This window comes from Bacillus sp. ABA4_010 (genome assembly GCF_056159105.1).
In genome coordinates, this window is sequence record NZ_JBSWUN010000003.1 from 3694766 (window position 1) to 3714797 (window position 20032).

Annotated in this window: 16 protein-coding genes, 2 rRNA genes and 1 riboswitch; of the genes, 1 reads left to right on the forward strand and 17 read right to left on the reverse strand. The window is 43.7% G+C overall.

From position 1 onward, the window contains the following. Positions 1-3: 3 nt before the first annotated feature. Positions 4-1056: a DUF3048 domain-containing protein gene (locus ACXAEO_RS19450; protein ID WP_474883826.1), complete on the reverse strand. Its 1053-nt coding sequence runs from the start codon at positions 1054-1056 to the stop codon at positions 4-6. Between the two features lie 38 nt (positions 1057-1094). After that, positions 1095-2837 carry an adenine deaminase C-terminal domain-containing protein gene (locus tag ACXAEO_RS19455; RefSeq protein ID WP_474883828.1) on the reverse strand — a complete coding sequence of 581 codons (1743 nt, stop codon included), beginning with the start codon at positions 2835-2837 and terminating at the stop codon, positions 1095-1097. Positions 2838-2958: 121 nt separating this feature from the next. On the opposite strand from ACXAEO_RS19455, the gene ACXAEO_RS19460 reads away from it, so the two are divergent. Further along, a complete protein-coding gene (locus tag ACXAEO_RS19460) occupies positions 2959-3207 on the forward strand; it encodes a YgaP family membrane protein (protein ID WP_474883830.1) in 249 nt (82 codons plus the stop codon). 91 nt (positions 3208-3298) lie between these two features. Here ACXAEO_RS19460 and purD read toward each other — a convergent pair whose 3' ends face one another. The 15 genes from purD to ACXAEO_RS19535 form a co-directional block, all read right to left on the reverse strand. Next, complete coding sequence (purD, locus tag ACXAEO_RS19465; RefSeq protein WP_474883832.1) at positions 3299-4567, reverse strand: phosphoribosylamine--glycine ligase; 1269 nt, start codon at positions 4565-4567, stop codon at positions 3299-3301. 49 nt (positions 4568-4616) lie between these two features. Next, entirely contained in the window at positions 4617-6155 is a 1539-nt protein-coding gene (gene purH / locus ACXAEO_RS19470) for a bifunctional phosphoribosylaminoimidazolecarboxamide formyltransferase/IMP cyclohydrolase (RefSeq protein WP_474883834.1), read from the reverse strand. Positions 6156-6208: 53 nt separating this feature from the next. Then, positions 6209-6805, reverse strand: a complete 597-nt coding sequence (purN, locus tag ACXAEO_RS19475; RefSeq protein WP_474883836.1) for a phosphoribosylglycinamide formyltransferase — start codon at positions 6803-6805, stop codon at positions 6209-6211. Continuing rightward, complete coding sequence (gene purM / locus ACXAEO_RS19480) at positions 6802-7842, reverse strand: phosphoribosylformylglycinamidine cyclo-ligase (protein WP_474883839.1); 1041 nt, start codon at positions 7840-7842, stop codon at positions 6802-6804. Before purM ends, purN begins: the two co-directional genes overlap by 4 nt. Positions 7843-7891: 49 nt before the next feature. Continuing rightward, on the reverse strand, positions 7892-9310 hold the full coding sequence (purF, locus tag ACXAEO_RS19485; RefSeq protein WP_474883841.1) for an amidophosphoribosyltransferase: 1419 nt from the start codon (positions 9308-9310) through the stop codon (positions 7892-7894). After that, the gene (purL, locus tag ACXAEO_RS19490; RefSeq protein WP_474883843.1) at positions 9286-11514 is read right to left on the reverse strand and encodes a phosphoribosylformylglycinamidine synthase subunit PurL; all 2229 of its coding nucleotides are present in this window, start codon (positions 11512-11514) and stop codon (positions 9286-9288) included. Before purL ends, purF begins: the two co-directional genes overlap by 25 nt. After that, positions 11498-12184: a phosphoribosylformylglycinamidine synthase subunit PurQ gene (gene purQ, locus ACXAEO_RS19495; protein WP_474883845.1), complete on the reverse strand. Its 687-nt coding sequence runs from the start codon at positions 12182-12184 to the stop codon at positions 11498-11500. Before purQ ends, purL begins: the two co-directional genes overlap by 17 nt. Beyond that, positions 12181-12432, reverse strand: coding sequence for a phosphoribosylformylglycinamidine synthase subunit PurS (gene purS / locus ACXAEO_RS19500; protein ID WP_474883847.1), 252 nt, complete (start codon positions 12430-12432; stop codon positions 12181-12183). Before purS ends, purQ begins: the two co-directional genes overlap by 4 nt. 2 nt (positions 12433-12434) lie before the next feature. After that, a complete protein-coding gene (gene purC / locus ACXAEO_RS19505; RefSeq protein WP_474883848.1) occupies positions 12435-13142 on the reverse strand; it encodes a phosphoribosylaminoimidazolesuccinocarboxamide synthase in 708 nt (235 codons plus the stop codon). Between the two features lie 86 nt (positions 13143-13228). Beyond that, the gene (gene purB, locus ACXAEO_RS19510; RefSeq protein ID WP_474883850.1) at positions 13229-14521 is read right to left on the reverse strand and encodes an adenylosuccinate lyase; all 1293 of its coding nucleotides are present in this window, start codon (positions 14519-14521) and stop codon (positions 13229-13231) included. Beyond that, on the reverse strand, positions 14518-15660 hold the full coding sequence (gene purK / locus ACXAEO_RS19515; protein WP_474883852.1) for a 5-(carboxyamino)imidazole ribonucleotide synthase: 1143 nt from the start codon (positions 15658-15660) through the stop codon (positions 14518-14520). The genes purB and purK overlap by 4 nt, the downstream gene beginning before the upstream one ends. Then, positions 15650-16141, reverse strand: a complete 492-nt coding sequence (purE, locus tag ACXAEO_RS19520; protein WP_474883855.1) for a 5-(carboxyamino)imidazole ribonucleotide mutase — start codon at positions 16139-16141, stop codon at positions 15650-15652. Before purE ends, purK begins: the two co-directional genes overlap by 11 nt. Positions 16142-16274: 133 nt before the next feature. Then, positions 16275-16376, reverse strand: a riboswitch (purine riboswitch). A 78-nt stretch (positions 16377-16454) separates the two neighbouring features. Further along, positions 16455-16655, reverse strand: coding sequence for an NETI motif-containing protein (locus tag ACXAEO_RS19525; RefSeq protein WP_474883856.1), 201 nt, complete (start codon positions 16653-16655; stop codon positions 16455-16457). Between the two features lie 113 nt (positions 16656-16768). After that, a 5S ribosomal RNA gene (gene rrf / locus ACXAEO_RS19530) occupies positions 16769-16884 on the reverse strand. A 181-nt stretch (positions 16885-17065) separates the two neighbouring features. Continuing rightward, positions 17066-19997 (reverse strand): 23S ribosomal RNA (locus ACXAEO_RS19535). Positions 19998-20032 lie beyond the last annotated feature (35 nt).

Here is a 20032-nt window from a genome sequence, read left to right on the forward strand (position 1 = left end):
AACTCAAGCTCCTTTTTCATCACTTTGAATAGAAACTATGTTACTTAAACCGGACGATGCAGGTACAATGTTGATCCACGTACTGCCCTCTACCAGTGGAACAGCTTTTCCGTCTTGATACGGAAGGATTTTTCCATCCCTATTTTCCCACTGAACCACACGGACTTTGCCTTTTTGAATCAAGTAGCCTTCTCCCCCTGATGTTAAATCAATGTCTCGTCTGCCAGCTTGATCGACAATCCGATGATCGGCTTCTACGATGAACAGATTGTCTACCTGCACAGGCTGTTTCGTATTGTAATCCACTAACTGCTCATCACTTGTGAAGCGATCATAGCGTTCATCCTCGTCGTTATAGACGTAGTCGACTTTCGAAATCGCCCCTTTTGAGTAAGCGATGCTAACTTGCTTGGCAGACTCTCCTTCGATGACAGGTTCTGCTTCATGAAACAGTAAAGGTTCTACTTCACCATCCAAGTCATACCCTTTCAGTTCAGCTCCTTTGAGAATATTCTCATAGGAAATGTATGAATTATGAGGGGCTTTTTTGAATGCCACTCGTTCAAAAAGCGTTCCATCATGAAACAAGCCATTCAAATGGTCAGCTATTCCTTCTTCCAGCATTTCTTTCGCATCAGGGCTCCAGCCGTGATGTATATACAGTGCATCATAACCGTTGCTCAAGTCAATATAATAGTCTCTCGCACTTCGAACCGGACCGATAAAAGACGGTTTTTCACTGTGGAAAATGGCTAAAAATCTTGTAATGTCCCCTTCTGCGAGCACTTCATACACGATATCCGCCTCGCCTAGACCAGCTTGCGGTCTTGCGCTCGGATGATTATTAATCATGACAGCAAATGGACGCTCGGCATTCACTTCCGCTGCTTCTACTCCTGTCAAAGGAAAACGAGGTTTTTCAACGCTTTCTTGTAACGCCTCTTCTGGCATTCCCATATTTGTTGTCACTTGTTCTTCTGTTCCAACAAGCTTTTCCTCCGCTTGACAGCCCGCTAATAAGCCCAGCAAGCTTAAGAAAATCCAATGTTTTTTCACAATCGGCACAACCTTTTTTTCGTTTTCACTTTTATATTTTAACGCATTATTGACGGAAACAGTACTACTTTGTTCATGACATCGTAGATTCCATTTGGTGTGATGCGTATATACGGCAGATGAGTCGATGAGAAAAACAGCAGCGAATAAATTGGATCACTATAACAATAACCTCTTTCTCGTAAAAGGTGACTCAGCTGTTGTTCTTCTTTCATTAATTCGGCTACTGGTTTATCAGACATAATGCCATTTAAAGTGAGCGGCACTTCATAAACAATTTCCCCGTGCTCGGCCAACACAAGGCCTCCTCCGATTTCTTTCATTCGGTCAAATGCATTCATCATATCCTGTTTATTTTTCCCGATGAGTACAATGTCTCCGGTGTTAGAAAAAGAGCTGGCAAACCCTGATACATGTGTGGCAAATCCTTTAATAATCGTGTTAATTCGCCACTTGCCATGACGGTCAATTAACATCATAAAGCTCTCGTCATACGAGGGAGGAATTTCATCAACAGACACATCAATCCCAATGGAGTACGGTTTAATAATCACAGCATTTTCCATTAGCATTCCGAGCGGCATTGAAAATTGCATATCTTCCATCGTTAACTCCCAATCTAACTGCAAGGGAGCAAATCCCAATTCTTCCCACTGAAACGGAGAGAACGAAGGTTGATTTTGTTTCTCTTTCAACACCCACTCTCCTTTCGCCAAAACAGACACCGGAGTCGGGTTTTCTTTTGATTCTAAAAAGTTGATATTCGCCACACGCCCTGTCGCAATATTGCCATGCAAGTATTCGATGTTATAGTAACGTGCAATGTTAATTGTCGCCATATTGTACGCATCAATAAGCGGAATCCCTTCGTCAATGGCAATTTTAATAAGTCGGTCCGATACCCCTTGTTCATAAAAGGAAGGAGGAGAACCGTCCGTTGTCATCATAAATTTATCGTAATAATGAATGCCAAGCTTTTGTACTTCTTGAAGCAGTTGAGGTAAATCTGGCCTAATGGAAGAATAGCGTAAAGACACGTAATACCCTTGAACAAGCCGTTTAACGACGTCTTCTCCCGTCATCGCTTCATGGTCACAATCTGCCCCCAACAACATCAGCTTCGCCAGCGTCATTTCCGATGCCCCTGGAAAATGACCTTCAATTTGTTTACGCATTCGTTTCGCTTCTTGAATCCAATGAAGCATCAAGTCATCGCCTGACAAAAGTTTCGGCCACCCTGTAAGCTCCCCTCCTTGAAGAACAGCATCATGTTCCAGCCATGATTTCACGTTTGCATGAGAAAAAATGCTTTCTTCATGTCCAATTTCTGTCTGTGGATCAAAGCGGCACCACCAATACATCGTAGCTGGCATCGTTCTCATCTCTCGCAAAAAAGAAAACGCTTTCTTTTTTTCTAAGTGTAAAGCAAGTATCATATTGTCATTAATCAGTGTGGTCGTTCCGTGCTGGGATGCATATTGAGCAAATGAATGGGGATTATATAACTGAAAAGGATGAACATGTGGTTCGATGTATCCAGGTACCAGGTAAAAGCCTTGGCAGTCAATGATTTCTGTGTCTGTTAATTTCTTAGGCAATTCATGTCCCACATAAACAATCCGATCCTCATAAATCCAAATGTTTGCTGTCAGCCAGCTTCTTACAGCTTGATTTAAATACACGGCATTTTTTAGCACCAGTGTAGGGGACTTTTGCCCATTCAAGACCGCTACATGCTCACGTAATTTTTTATTTTTCCAACGATAGCGTTGATCGAGCATGTACATTCCTCCTTCGTTCAATGTATGTAGTTGTTATGTTAATCGTATCACATTCTATAAGTTAAAGCACTAAAGAATATGTGAAAATTTTACAAAAAACTATATAAGTATAGGTGATAACATGAGACCAAATATCGGCCTTGTGAATGCGCTCGTCCGCATTACATTCGGATTAACGGTTTTAACATGGTCAACCGCGAGGCTAGTGAAAAGACCGTATCGTGAATCATATTTACTAGTCACAATGGTGGGAGCCATGAAAGTAGCGGAAGGCATTACCCGATTTTGTCCTTTAACCTTTTTATATGACAAGTATCAAGATGACCAACATGTTGAACAGCAAGAACAAACAACCTTTAATCCCTCTTAATCAACAAGACCCGTCAGGTCATCCGTGAGTTTTCCGGATATCCGATGACGGGTCTTATTGGTCCCTATCAAATGTTAGGGAAATGCCATTTTTATACTAGAGGAGTTTTCAATGCTTTATCCGCGATATCACGGCGGTAAAACAACCCTTCAGAAGATAGCTTCTTTAGTTCTTCATATACACGTATTTGAGCAGCCTCTAAGGAAGGAGCCTTTTCCGCTACAAGCAGAACACGTCCTCCGTTCGTCACATACGTATCATCCTGAAGCTTGGTTCCAGCATGAAATACAAGGGACGAATCGCTAATGTCGTCTAAACCGTAAATAGGCGCATGTTTCTTGTATTCATTCGGATATCCTTCCGCTGCCACTACAACCCCAATGACCGCTTCCTCTGACCACTGAATCGCTACTTCCTCCCCTTCCAATAAATCGAGAAGTACCTCAACAAGGTCGCTGTCCATTCTTGGAAGCACTACTTGTGTTTCTGGATCACCAAAGCGAGCATTAAATTCAATTACTTTTGGCCCATCTGTCGTTGCCATTAAACCGGCATATAACACGCCTGTATATGGGCATCCCTCTTTAATCATCGCTTCTGCCATCGGATGAAGAACCGTCTCAACCGCTGTTTGTACGATGTTTTCACTAATTTGAGGCACTGGAGAATAAGCACCCATTCCACCTGTGTTCGGTCCTTCATCCCCATCATACGCTCGTTTATGGTCTTGAGCAATTACCATAGGGTAAACATGTGAACCATTCACAAACGCCATTAAAGAAAATTCTTGACCTTCTAAATATTCTTCGATGACGACTTTTCGGCTCGCTTCTTGGAACTTTTCTTCTACGAGCATATCATGAAGCGTTTGAATCGCTTCGTCCATAGTCATGGCAACCGTTACCCCTTTGCCTGCTGCTAAACCGTCCGCTTTAATAACAATTGGAGCACCTTTTTCTTCTACATAAGCCCGCGCTGCTTCATAGTCCGTAAACGTTTCATACGCAGCTGTTGGAATCTCATATTTCTCCATTAGACGTTTCGCAAAATCTTTGCTTCCTTCCAGCATCGCCGCTTTTTTCCTTGGACCGAAGATTTTTAATCCTTCTCGCTCGAAGGTATCTACAATTCCCCCTAAAAGAGGTACTTCTGGACCGACAATTGTCAGTCCTACACCGTTTTCCTTCGCAAAAACTACTAATTGCTCCTGAGCATCCTCTTGAATGGGAACAAGCTCGGCAACATCTGTCATCCCGTCATTTCCAGGTGCAACAAATACCTTTTCTACAAGTGGACTTTGCGATACTTTCCAAGCAATCGTATGCTCCCTGCCGCCTTTACCGATAATTAAAACGTTCACACCGCTCACCTCGTTCGTTTGTTGTTGTCGAGCTTGGTTGCTTCCATACTTAATGTTTAAAATGTCTCACTCCTGTGAAGACCATCGTAATGCCGTACTCGTCTGCCTTTTGAATAGACTCTTCATCACGAATGGAACCGCCAGGCTGGATAATCGCTGTAATCCCCGCTTTCGCTGCCGCTTCAACTGTATCGCTCATCGGGAAGAACGCATCCGATCCTAATGCAGCACCTTTTGCTTTTTCACCTGCTTGATGAATAGCGATTTGCGCAGCACCGACACGATTCATTTGGCCTGCCCCCACACCCACCGTCATATCATCTTTCGCCAAAACGATGGCATTTGATTTCACATGCTTCACCACAGTCCAAGCAAGCTTCAAATCAGCCCATTCTTGCTCCGTCGGCTGACGTTTTGTCGGAATCGTAATTTCTGCTTCCTCAAAGCCTAATGCATCTTCTTCTTGAACAAGCAATCCGCCTTTAATTGTTGTTAACTGCATTTCTTTTTTCTCTTGTTGATCAAAATCGATCGTGAGAAGACGTAAGTTCTTTTTAGCCGTCAAAATTTGTAGCGCTTCTTCTGTAAAGGACGGCGCAATAATGATTTCTAGAAAGATTTCATGCATTTGCGCTGCTGTTTTTGCGTCAATTTCACGATTCGCCGCAACAATGCCACCAAAGATAGATGTTGGATCTGCTTCATATGCTTTCGCATACGCCTCTGCCATCGTTTCACCAACTCCGACTCCACATGGGTTCATATGTTTCACCGCTACCGCTGCAGGACCGGCAAACTCTTTTACGATTTGAAGAGCCGCGTTTGCATCATTAATATTATTATAAGAAAGCTCTTTTCCGTGCAATTGAGTGGCCGTCGCAATCGATCCTTTTTGCGTTAATGGTTTTTTATAAAAAGCGGCCTGTTGATGCGGATTTTCCCCATAACGTAAATCTTGAACCTTTTCAAACGTTACCGTCATTTTTTCTGTGCTTGTTTCACCCGTAATGTTCGTTAAGTATTCTGCAATTAAAGCATCATACGCAGCTGTATGGCGGAATACTTTCGCTGCTAGACGCTGGTTCGTTTCAAAAGACACGCTTCCGTTCTCGCTCAATTCTTCCACAATAACCCCGTAATCCGCTGGATCTACTGCAACCGTGACAGATTGATAGTTTTTAGCTGCTGAACGAAGCATAGAAGGACCGCCAATATCAATGTTTTCAATCGCCTCAGCTAAGGTTACATCCGGTTTTTCAATCGTTTGCTGGAACGGATATAAATTAACAGCCACTAAGTCAATCGGGGCAATCTCATGCTCTGCCGTTTGTTTTTGATGATCTTCATTTGCTCGGAGCGCTAATAAGCCTCCATGAATTTTCGGATGAAGAGTTTTCACTCTGCCATCTAAAATTTCCGGAAAACCTGTAATTTCAGAAATTCCAATGACTGGCACATTGTTTTCCTGTAATACTTTTTTCGTTCCACCTGTCGAAATAATCTCATATCCAAGCTTCACTAAATTTTGAGCAAATTCAAGAATTCCATTTTTATCTGATACGCTAATGAGGGCTCGCTTCGTTGTCATGCACTTTCTCCTCCAAGTTCACTTTGATTCATTATCATGGTAAAGCATTAAAATTATTTTATCAAGGAGTTTTCCATTTTTTCCATCTGTTGAAATAATTTTTCCAAAGTCTCGGGATAAAACTGATGTTCCACTTGATGAATATTTCGTTCAATGTCCGCTTTTGTATCACGCTCGTTAATAGACACAGCTCGCTGGGCAATAATAGGGCCCGTATCCAACCCTGCATCCACATAATGAATGGTCACACCTGTCACTTTCACACCCGCTTCAACGGCTTGGCCAACAGCATCTTTTCCAGGAAAAGACGGCAATAGCGATGGATGGATGTTCACAATTCTTCCTTCAAACTTCTCTAGCAATACCGAACCTATGAGGCGCATATAGCCCGCTAAGACAAGAAAATCAACACCCTGCTCCAAAAGGTGTTTATACACTTCTGTCTCATATTTTTCTTTACTGTCAAAATCTTTCGGGGAACAGACGAAAGTTTGGACGCCTGCTTTCTCCGCACGTTCAACCACTTTCGCATTTGGCCGGTCACATACGAGCAGCGACAGGCGCGCCTGAAGCGCACCTCGTTCGATCGCATCATAAATCGCTTGAAAATTGCTTCCGCTTCCCGAAGCGAATACGGCAATGTTCATCATGCAAGAGCCCCTCCGCCAAATCGGACTCCTTCTTCGTCCACAACACGTCCGATAATGTACGCTTTTTCCCCTTCTGCTTCAATTGCCTGAATGACCTTATGCAAGTCCTCTGGGGAAACAGCAAGCATAAAACCGATACCCATATTAAAAACTTCAAACATTTCCTTACGCTCTAGCGCACCTTTTTCTTGGATAAAATCAAAAATAGCAGGAATGGGCCATGAGCCGTAATCAATTTCAGCACCTAAACCAGCTGGAAGCATGCGAGGAACATTTTCATAAAAGCCGCCGCCTGTAATGTGAGCCATTCCTTTTATGTTGCCTGCCTTTATTGCGTTTAGGACCGCTTTGACATAGATTTTAGTTGGCTTCAACAGTTCCTCACCTAAAGTAGCTTCAAGGCCTTCATACACTTCATGTAACTCCAGCTTCGCATCTTCAAGCAGTACTTTTCTCACAAGAGAATAACCGTTACTATGGATGCCGCTTGACGAAATACCAATTAAAACATCCCCTTCGGCAATGCTTTCACCTGTAACAAGCTGAGACTTCTCGGCTACTCCTACGGAGAAGCCGGCAAGATCATACTCCTCTTCACTATATAAACCAGGCATTTCAGCCGTTTCTCCGCCAATTAGCGCACAGCCTGCTTGCTCACATCCGTCTGCAATACCTTTTACAATATGTTCGATTTTTTCCGGCACGGCTTTTCCACACGCAATGTAATCAAGGAAATAGAGTGGTTCTGCTCCCTGTACCACAATATCATTCACACACATGGCTACCGCATCAATGCCAATCGTATCGTGTTTATCCATTAAGAAAGCGAGCATCAATTTCGTTCCCACACCATCTGTACCGGAAACTAACACGGGTTCTTTCACATTTAGACGAGATAAATCAAACATTCCGCCAAATCCGCCTACTGCCCCTAAAACGCCGGATCGTTCCGTACGTTTAATGTGCTTTTTCATCCGCTCTACCGCTTCATATCCGGCATGTATATCGACTCCTGCTTGCTTATATGACTGAGACATATGGGTCCTCCTTTTTATACCTTCCTACTTGGAAACAACAACATACTTATTAACACGTAACCTTTTCATGTGGGTGAAGGGTATCTGGATAAATTTCCGTCGGATATTTTCCAGTAAAACAAGCCATGCATTGTCCCCGATACTCGCCCTCATACGGTCTTCCAATCGCTTCTACAAGTCCGTCTTCACTTAAAAAGACAAGGGAATCAGCGCCAATCATTTCGCGAATTTCTTCCACTGTGTTATTTGCTGCAATGAGCTCTTCAGTCGTAGACGTATCAATTCCATAAAAACATGGATTTTTAATCGGCGGGGAGCTGATGCGCACATGTACCTCTATTGCACCTGCTTCACGAAGCATGTTCACAATTCGTCTGCTTGTCGTCCCCCTGACAATGGAGTCATCGACCATAACGACACGTTTTCCTTCAACAATTTTCCGAACAGGTGAAAGCTTCATTTTGACCCCTTGTTCGCGAAGTTCTTGTGATGGCTGGATAAATGTGCGCCCAACGTAACGATTTTTAATTAACCCTAATTCGTACGGAATACCAGATTGTTCAGCAAAGCCAATTGCTGCCGAAATACTTGAATCTGGAACACCTGTCACAACATCTGCTTCAACTGGTGCTTCCATCGCCATTTGACGCCCTAAATTTTTGCGGGCTGAATGAATATTAATTCCGTCAATATTGCTATCTGGTCTTGAAAAATAAATATATTCCATGCTGCAAATCGCGCGGTTTACATTTAAAGTAAATCGTTCTGATGTCAAACCTTGATCGTTAATGATAACAAGTTCTCCCGGCTCTACATCTCTCACATAAGAGGCACCGATAACATCAAGAGCACATGTCTCTGATACGACTACATACGCATCACCTAAACGCCCGATGGACAAAGGACGCAATCCATTCGGATCAAGTGCTACTAGCATTTCTGTTTCCGTCAAAATCAAGAACGCATACGCGCCTTTTAGCATCGTTAATGCGTTCTTCACTTTATCTTTTAAAGTTACATAGCCGCTTCGTTTAATTAAATGAGCGAGCACCTCTGTGTCCGAAGTAGTTTGAAAAATACTTCCTTGGTTTTCAAGCTGGTGCTTTAATGATGTGGCATTCACTAAATTCCCGTTATGCGCTAAAGCAAGGCTGCCACTGTGCGATTGGAAGTGAAGCGGCTGAACATTTTGATAGCCGCCTCCTCCTGCTGTTGCATACCGAACATGACCGATTGCTGCTTTTCCGTGCAAATCGTTAATTTCCCCTTGACCAAATACTTCCGTCACCAGACCAAGACCTTTAGCAACATTCACTTTTTCACCGTTTGAAACCGCAATTCCTGCTCCTTCTTGACCGCGATGCTGCAAGCTGTGCAGTCCATAATACGTGATTTGAGCCGCATTCTCATGTCCCCAAACCCCAAAAACACCGCACTCTTCGTTTAAGCCTTTGATTTCAGCAAGCATGGAATAGCTCCTTTCCAAGCTGTTCTCATTTCATCTACGTTTATATGAATCAACGATTCATTTTCTTCATTACGGATTATAAGCTCGTTTGTTTCGGTTACTTCGCCTAAAAGAACCGCTTCAATCGCTTTTTCAAATGCCTCTTTATGTTCACGCTTTACAGACACAAGGAAACGAGATTGTGTTTCCGCAAATAAAGCTGTCACGTTTTCACCTGTTACCGTTACTGTAGCCCCAAGTCCAGCTGCTCCCATCGCGCTTTCTGCCAGAGCAACCGCTAAGCCACCTTCTGCGACATCGTGCGCTGATTGGACAAGTCCTGCTTTAATTGCTGCTAATAATTGCTCTTGGCGCGCTGCTTCCACTGTTAAATCAATAGCCGGAGATTTTCCGAAGATTTTTCCATATTGAAGCTTTTGAAGCTCACTTCCGCCAAATTCAGCTGCTGTCTCACCAATCACGTAAACAAGATCGCCTACTTGCTTAAATTCCTGTGTCGTCACATGCGCTAAATCTTCTACTAACCCAACCATCCCAATCGTTGGTGTTGGATAAATCGCTTCGCCACTGCGCTCATTGTATAACGATACGTTTCCGCCAATAACAGGTGTGCTTAATACACGGCACGCTTCACTAATACCATCGACTGATTTTTCGATTTGCCAAAAGATTTCAGGCTTTTCTGGATTGCCATAATTTAAGTTATCCGTAATAGCTAACGGTGTTGCCCCTGAACAGATGATATTACGAGCTGCTTCTGCCACCGCAATTTTCCCGCCTGTTTCCGGATCAAGATAGATATAACGGGAGTTACAATCTGTTGTCATCGCCAATGCTTTCTTTGTCCCACGAATACGTACAACAGCCGCATCTGATCCTGGCGTTACGATTGTATTTGTACGAACTTGGTAATCATATTGATCATACACCCACTCTTTACTTGCAATGGTTGGCTGCTGTAATAGAGCCATGAGCGTTTCGTTATAGTCTGTGACTTCTGGAATTTGCGCTTCCATCGCTTGGAATTCTGCATAGTACGCTGGTTCTTTTGATGGCTTATGGTACACCGGTGCATCTTCTGCTAATGCATCAGCTGGTACGTTTGCCACTACTTCACCTTTATGGATAAGACGAAGCATTTTGTCGTCCGTTACCTTTCCAATCGCTACCGCTTCTAAATCATATTTATGGAACAGGTCGACAATCTCTTGTTCACGACCTTTTTTCACAACAATTAACATGCGCTCTTGTGATTCTGAGAGCATCATTTCATATGCTGTCATCCCTGTTTCACGTTGAGGCACATCATCTAAATACATTTCAATTCCCATACCCGCTTTACTTGCCATTTCCGCTGATGAGGATGTTAAGCCTGCTGCTCCCATGTCTTGAATTCCAACAAGCGCATCAGACTGAACTAGTTCTAAGCATGCCTCTAAAAGAAGCTTCTCCATGAAAGGATCGCCTACTTGAACAGCTGGACGCTTTTCTTCAGATGCTTCTGATAATTCCTCAGAGGCGAATGTAGCACCGTGAATACCGTCACGACCCGTTTTTGCCCCTACGTACATAACGGTGTTCCCAACTCCGTGTGCCTGACCTTTTTTAATATCTTTATGGTCGATTAAGCCTACACACATCGCGTTAACAAGTGGATTTCCTTCATAGCAAGGATCAAACTGAATTTCTCCTCCTACTGTCGGAATTCCAATACAGTTGCCGTATCCAGCGATACCAGCTACTACTTCTTCAAATAAATATTTCACACGTGGTGTTTTTAATTCCCCAAAACGAAGGGAGTTTAATAACGCAACCGGACGTGCTCCCATTGAGAAAACATCGCGAATGATGCCGCCTACACCTGTTGCAGCCCCTTGATAAGGTTCAATAGCTGAAGGGTGATTATGACTCTCAATTTTGAAAACAACTGCTTGATTATCACCGATGTCGACGATTCCGGCACCTTCACCAGGTCCTTGTAACACATGTTCGCCGCTTGTTGGAAATTTTCGTAATACAGGCTTGGAATTTTTATAACTGCAATGCTCTGACCACATAACGGAGAAGAGACCTAACTCTGTATAATTAGGAAGACGGTTTAGAATGTTTTTAATCATACCAAACTCTTCGTCCGTTACACCCATTTCATGGTAGATTTTCTCATCTTCAATTTGTTGTGGATTTGGCTCAAGCAGTAACGACATGTGTTTCCCTCCATTGCTTCAAAATCGATTTAAATAATTTTAATCCGTCAGCGCCGCCTAATAATTCATCAACCGCACGCTCTGGATGCGGCATCATTCCCAGTACATTTCCTTGTTTGTTCGTAATACCGGCAATATCTGAAAGACTTCCATTTGGATTTTCACCGTGATAACGGAAGACAATTTGATTATGCTCTGTTAGCTGCTGTAATGTTTCTTCGTCACAGTAGTAGTTCCCTTCACCATGCGCAATAGGGATACGAATAATCTCATCTTTCTCATACTCTGCTGTAAACATCGTGTCATTGTTTACGACTTGCAGTTCAACTGTTCGGCACATAAACTTAATGTTTTTGTTACGAATCAACACACCTGGTAAAAGGCCTGCTTCTACTAAAATCTGAAATCCGTTGCAAACACCTAAAACTGGCTTGCCTTGTTCAGCGGCTTTCTTCACAGCGTTCATCACATTAGAGAAGCGGGAGATAGCACCACAGCGAAGGTAGTCGCCATATGAGAATCCTCCAGGCAATAAAATGCCGTCAAACCCATCTAAATTAGATGCATCATGCCAAACATACTCTACTTCAGCACCAAGCTCATCTTTAATTGCATGATACATATCAACATCACAGTTTGATCCTGGGAATACAATTACAGCAAATTTCACTGTGCTACTACCTCCTCGATTTCGTAACGGTAGTCTTCAATTACTACGTTGGCGAGTAATTTTTCACACATTTCTTTCACCATGTCGTCGATGTTTTCAACTTTTTCAACGGTTAACTCCATATACTTACCGATGCGTACATCTTTTACGGCCTCGAATGATAAGCTGTGTAAAGAACCTTTCACCGCTGTCCCTTGTGGATCTAATACGCTCTCTCTTAATGTGACAAATACCTTTACTTTATACATGATTATCCTCCGATTCTCGTTAAGATTTCGTTATATGCATCTGTTAATGTACCTAAATCTCTTCTGAATACATCTTTATCTAGCTTTTCGTTTGTCGTGAGATCCCAGAAGCGACATGTATCTGGTGAGATTTCATCCGCCAAAATGATTGTGCCATCTGTTGTTCTGCCAAACTCTAATTTAAAATCAACTAATCTAATATTCTTTCCTTTGAAATAAGGAATTAACACTTCATTGACAGCTAATGCATGCTGCTTGATTTCTTCTAACTCAGCTGTTTCAGCTAACTCTAGTAATAAAGCATGATCATCTGTAATGAGCGGATCACCTAAATCATCATTTTTGTAGTAAAACTCCACAAGGGGCTTAGCAAATGACTGCCCTTCTTCAAAGCCAAGGCGCTTCGAGATGCTTCCAGCTGCCACATTACGAATGACGACTTCAATTGGAATAATGGACACTTTACGAACGAGCTGCTCTTGATCAGAAAGCTGTTGAATAAAATGGGTTTGAACCCCGGCTTCATGTAGCTGTGCAAATAGTAAACTGCTAATCTTGTTGTTTAAAATGGCTTTTCCTTCAATTGCGGCTTTCTTTTGACCATTAAATGCCGTTGCTTCATCTTTATACTCAATCCATAAAACGTTTTCTTCATTTGTTTTATAAATCTTTTTCGCTTTGCCTTCGTACAGCAACTCTTGCTTTTCCACGCTTTCAGCCCCCTATAGACGGAATATTCAGACCAGTGCAAATGAAAGAAGGTAAAGTAAAGCAGTTTCTTTACCTTCCTTGTTGATTAAAGACCTAGACGTTCAAAAATCATATCAACACTTTTCAGATGATATGTATAGTCAAAGCAATCATCAATTTCTTCTTTAGTTAAGCGACTCGTAATACGTTCTTCCACTTCTACCAATGAACGGAATGGAACTTGCTTTTCCCAAGCCTCCATTGCTTTTGGCTGAACCGTATCGTATGCTTCTTCACGAGCCATTCCTTTGTCGATTAAAGCAAGCAATACGCGCTGAGAATAAATTAGACCAAATGTTCTTTCCATGTTCTGCTTCATGTTTTCAGGGAATACCGTTAAGTTTTTCACGATATTTCCAAAGCGATTTAACATGTAGTTTAATAAGATGGTCGCATCCGGTAAGATAATACGTTCTGCTGAAGAATGTGAAATATCACGCTCATGCCAAAGTGGAACATTATCATACGCCGTCGCCATGTAACCACGAATGACGCGTGCTAAACCTGTCATGTTTTCTGAACCAATTGGATTGCGTTTATGCGGCATCGCAGAAGAGCCTTTTTGACCTTTTGCAAAAAATTCTTCTACTTCACGTGTTTCACTCTTTTGCAAACCACGAACCTCAACCGCAAATTTTTCGATAGACGTTGCAATCAGTGCAAGGACAGACATGTAATGAGCATGACGATCACGCTGAAGAGTTTGTGTCGAAATCGGTGCTGGTGTAATTCCAAGCTTTTCACAAACATATTTCTCAACGAATGGATCAATGTTCGCAAACGTTCCAACCGCACCAGATATTTTCCCGAATTGAACTTCCTCTGCTGCACGCTTGAAGCGCTCTACATTTCGCTTCATTTCTTCATACCAAAGACCAAGCTTTAATCCAAATGTTGTCGGCTCTGCATGCACTCCATGTGTACGACCCATCATCACCGTATATTTATGTTCTTGTGCTTTTTCTTTTAAAATGCTAACAAAACGCTCTAAATCTGCTAATAAAATCTCATTTGCTTGTTTTAACAAATAAGACAATGCTGTATCTACTACGTCCGTTGATGTTAGGCCATAATGAACCCATTTACGCTCTTCTCCTAATGTCTCAGACACTGCACGTGTAAACGCAACGACATCATGACGTGTTTCTTCTTCAATTTCTTTAATACGGTTAATGTCAAACGAAGCATTTTGACGAAGAAGAACGACATCTTCTTTCGGAATAGCTCCTAGCTCTGCCCATGCTTCACATGCCAAAATTTCTACTTCCAGCCAAGCCTCAAAACGGTTTTGCTCAGACCAAATTGCTGTCATTTCAGGACGGCTATAACGTTCAATCATTTTACTTCCTCCATCTGGTTCCAAATTTCTAAGGCGTCAACTTTTTGTAACGCATCTTCTATCTTATCAGCTACAATTGTTAAATGTCCCATTTTTCTTTTCATTTTTGCTTCTTTTTTTCCGTACAAATGCAAATCACAATCTGAAAAATGTTCGATTTTTTCAATAACACTTTCAACATGCTCTCCTAATATGTTGACCATTACAGCTGGTTTTAAAAGTGTTGATTTTCCTAACGGCCAATTACAGATGGCTCTAACATGCTGTTGGAACTGTGATGTGAAGCAAGCGTTCATCGAATAGTGACCAGAGTTATGAGGGCGCGGTGCTAATTCATTGATGTAAAGTTCCCCATCTTTTGTTAAAAACATTTCCACTGCTAATGTTCCAATCATTTGGAGATTGTTAGCGATTTTCACCGCATATTCCTCTGCTAAGGCTGCTTGTTCCTCCGTAATTCGGGCAGGCACAATCGTTTGATGCAAAATATGGTCTTTATGGATGTTTTCCCCGATAGGTAAGCAAGCTGTTTCTCCTTTTCCATTTCGGAAGACGATAACAGACACTTCTTTTTCAATTTCCATCCATTTTTCTACGATGCATTGCCCTTGCTCTAACAATGAAAAGGACTTCGGAATATCCGTATTGCTTTTGATGAGAATCTGTCCTTTCCCGTCGTAACCACCTCGGCACGTTTTAACAACACAAGGGTAGCCAATTGTTTCAATAGCCTGTTCTAATTCCAGTGGAGATGAAGCAGTTTGATAAGGAGCCACACGTAAACCAGCTTCTTCAATACTGGCTTTTTCAAATGCACGGTTTTGAGTAACGGTAAGTAGCTGGCTTCCTTGTGGGACGTAAGCATTTTCTTCTAACCATTTCAGCATGCTTGCATCCACATTTTCGAATTCATAGGTGATGACATCAGACACATTGGCTAATTTTTGAATCGCTTCAGGATCATCATAATGCCCGACAATTTCAATATCTGCAATTTGGCCACAAGGAGACGACTTTGTTGGGTCAACCACTGCAATATGATAGCCCATTTCTCTTGCCGATAAAGCCATCATTCTTCCAAGTTGTCCGCCGCCAACAATGCCAATTGTTTTTCCCGGAGAGATAAATTTATAATTCAAGTTGATCACTGCCTTCCAACACTTCGTTTCTTGTAGCAATGCGTCGCTCTTCAAGTTTGTCTGCAATAGACGATTGTTGAATGCCGACGATTTGAGCTGCTAAAAGACCTGCATTGACAGCACCAGCTTTGCCAATGGCTACTGTTGCGACAGGGACACCACCAGGCATCTGAACGATTGACAATAAGGAATCTAAGCCATTGAGTGCTTTCGATTGAACAGGTACACCAATGACCGGTAATACCGTTTTCGCAGCAACCATACCTGGTAAGTGCGCAGCGCCTCCAGCTCCTGCAATAATAACTTGAATACCACGTTGCTTGGCCGTTTCTGCGTATTCAAACATATAATCTGGTGTCCGGTGGGCAGATACGACTTTCTTTTCATACGGAATATTCAGCTCTTCGAGTACTTCGCAAGCGTTCTTCATTGTTTCCCAATCAGAGGTGCTCCCCATAATAACGGCTACCATTGGCTTCATTTTAATCTCTCCTATATATGAATGAACTATTTTTTTGAACATAAAAAACCCAGGTAAATATATACTCCTCTTATGAAAGAAAGCATATATCTACCTAGGTTCACTATCTGCTTTTTTCGATACAGCAGAATCATCCAGATATACTTTCCCCCATAGTCCAGCAATTTACGGTTGCTAGGTAGAAACTCGTGGGCCTTATTCCCACTATTATATGAGGTTCTTATTAAGTTACTCTCATTTTAGCAATAAATATTCAAGTGTGTCAACCACAATTCGAACTATTTAACAATAAATCTTTTATAATGTTCGGCTTTTACAGTTGTTTAGCTTCAAAAACGATTGTTCTTCCCATTGGGGTGATAACTTGAGCACCATTGATCATTTCTTCTTTAAAAATCGGTTTTTCAATTCTTTTAACGGGAACAAAACCATCTGTTTTAATTCGTTCTAGACATTGATCAATCGTTTCATGTTCTTCCACTTCATATTCACGTTTTTGATTTCCTTTTTTCATTATATGAACTCCTTTACTAACCATGTTTAAAACTAGTTTCATATACTAGTTTACATCATAAAATTCATTATAAAACAAAAAAAGATTAGTCAAATGACTAATCTTTTTAATATGCCTGGCAATGTCCTACTCTCACAGGGGGAGACCCCCAACTACCATCGGCGCTGAAGAGCTTAACTTCCGTGTTCGGCATGGGAACGGGTGTGACCTCTTCGCCATCATCACCAGACAATATGAAGGTTATTCCTTCAAAACTAGATAACTGCAGCTGAGTACTTGCTTTACTTAATTGTCCAGCTATGAAAGCCAAATCGTACGGCTGTTTCGCTTCTTCTGTCTGAGACTAACGTCTCTTCCGCCAGAATCTCCAACATCCTATCGATTTAAACGGGCTTTCTCCGCTTTTCGTTTAGGTTAAGTCCTCGATCGATTAGTATCAGTCAGCTCCACACGTCGCCGTGCTTCCACCTCTGACCTATCAACCTGATCATCTTTCAGGGATCTTACTAGCTTGACGCTATGGGAAATCTCATCTTGAGGGGGGCTTCATGCTTAGATGCTTTCAGCACTTATCCCGTCCGCACATAGCTACCCAGCGATGCCTTTGGCAAGACAACTGGTACACCAGCGGTGCGTCCATCCCGGTCCTCTCGTACTAAGGACAGCTCCTCTCAAATTTCCTGCGCCCGCGACGGATAGGGACCGAACTGTCTCACGACGTTCTGAACCCAGCTCGCGTACCGCTTTAATGGGCGAACAGCCCAACCCTTGGGACCGACTACAGCCCCAGGATGCGATGAGCCGACATCGAGGTGCCAAACCTCCCCGTCGATGTGGACTCTTGGGGGAGATAAGCCTGTTATCCCCGGGGTAGCTTTTATCCGTTGAGCGATGGCCCTTCCATGCGGAACCACCGGATCACTAAGCCCGACTTTCGTCCCTGCTCGACTTGTAGGTCTCGCAGTCAAGCTCCCTTATGCCTTTACACTCTACGAATGATTTCCAACCATTCTGAGGGAACCTTTGGGCGCCTCCGTTACATTTTAGGAGGCGACCGCCCCAGTCAAACTGCCCACCTGACACTGTCTCCCACCCCGATGAGGGGTGCGGGTTAGAATTTCAATACAGCCAGGGTAGTATCCCACCGATGCCTCCACCGAAGCTGGCGCTCCGGCTTCCAAGGCTCCTACCTATCCTGTACAAGCTGTACCAAAATGCAATATCAGGCTACAGTAAAGCTCCACGGGGTCTTTCCGTCCTGTCGCGGGTAACCTGCATCTTCACAGGTACTATAATTTCACCGAGTCTCTCGTTGAGACAGTGCCCAGATCGTTACACCTTTCGTGCGGGTCGGAACTTACCCGACAAGGAATTTCGCTACCTTAGGACCGTTATAGTTACGGCCGCCGTTTACTGGGGCTTCGGTTCAAAGCTTCGCTTGCGCTAACCTCTCCCCTTAACCTTCCAGCACCGGGCAGGTGTCAGCCCCTATACTTCGCCTTACGGCTTCGCAGAGACCTGTGTTTTTGCTAAACAGTCGCCTGGGCCTATTCACTGCGGCTCTCTCGGGCTTGCACCCTATCAGAGCACCCCTTCTCCCGAAGTTACGGGGTCATTTTGCCGAGTTCCTTAACGAGAGTTCTCTCGAACACCTTAGGATTCTCTCCTCGCCTACCTGTGTCGGTTTGCGGTACGGGTACCTCCCACCTCGCTAGAGGCTTTTCTTGGCAGCGTGAAATCAGGAACTTCGGTACTTTATTTCCCTCGCCATCACAGCTCAACCTTACGAGAAGCGGATTTGCCTACTTCTCAGCCTTACTGCTTGGACGCGCATATCCAACAGCGCGCTTACCCTATCCTTCTGCGTCCCCCCATTGCTCAAACGGTGGGGAGGTAGTACAGGAATATCAACCTGTTATCCATCGCCTACGCCTTTCGGCCTCGGCTTAGGTCCCGACTAACCCTGAGCGGACGAGCCTTCCTCAGGAAACCTTAGGCATACGGTGGATGGGATTCTCACCCATCTTTCGCTACTCATACCGGCATTCTCACTTCTAAGCGCTCCACCAGTCCTTCCGGTCTGACTTCACCGCCCTTAGAACGCTCTCCTACCACGGACATCGTAGATGTCCATCCACAGCTTCGGTGATACGTTTAGCCCCGGTACATTTTCGGCGCAGAGTCACTCGACCAGTGAGCTATTACGCACTCTTTAAATGGTGGCTGCTTCTAAGCCAACATCCTGGTTGTCTAAGCAACTCCACATCCTTTTCCACTTAACGTATACTTTGGGACCTTAGCTGGTGGTCTGGGCTGTTTCCCTCTTGACTACGGATCTTATCACTCGCAGTCTGACTCCCAAGAATAAGTCTTCGGCATTCGGAGTTTGACTGAATTCGGTAACCCGTTGGGGGCCCCTAGTCCAATCAGTGCTCTACCTCCGAGACTCTTATCTTGAGGCTAGCCCTAAAGCTATTTCGGAGAGAACCAGCTATCTCCAGGTTCGATTGGAATTTCTCCGCTACCCACACCTCATCCCCGCACTTTTCAACGTGCGTGGGTTCGGGCCTCCATTCAGTGTTACCTGAACTTCACCCTGGACATGGGTAGATCACCTGGTTTCGGGTCTACGACCACATACTCATTCGCCCTATTCAGACTCGCTTTCGCTGCGGCTCCGTCTCTTCAACTTAACCTTGCATGGGATCGTAACTCGCCGGTTCATTCTACAAAAGGCACGCCATCACCCGTTAACGGGCTCTGACTACTTGTAGGCACACGGTTTCAGGATCTCTTTCACTCCCCTTCCGGGGTGCTTTTCACCTTTCCCTCACGGTACTGGTTCACTATCGGTCACTAGGGAGTATTTAGCCTTGGGAGATGGTCCTCCCAGCTTCCGACGGGATTTCTCGTGTCCCGCCGTACTCAGGATCCACTCAAGAGGGAACGAAGTTTCAACTACAGGGTTGTTACCTTCTTCGACGGGCCTTTCCAGGCCTCTTCATCTACTCCGTTCCTTTGTAACTCCGTATAGAGTGTCCTACAACCCCAAGAGGCAAGCCTCTTGGTTTGGGCTAATTCCGTTTCGCTCGCCGCTACTCAGGAAATCGCAATTGCTTTCTCTTCCTCCGGGTACTTAGATGTTTCAGTTCCCCGGGTCTGCCTTCCATACCCTATGTATTCAGGTAAAGATACTGTTCCATTACGAACAGTGGGTTTCCCCATTCGGAAATCTCCGGATCAAAGCTCACTTACAGCTCCCCGAAGCATATCGGTGTTAGTCCCGTCCTTCATCGGCTCCTAGTGCCAAGGCATTCACCGTGCGCCCTTTCTAACTTAACCATTCGCCTTACGGCTACATGTTTCTTACATTAGAA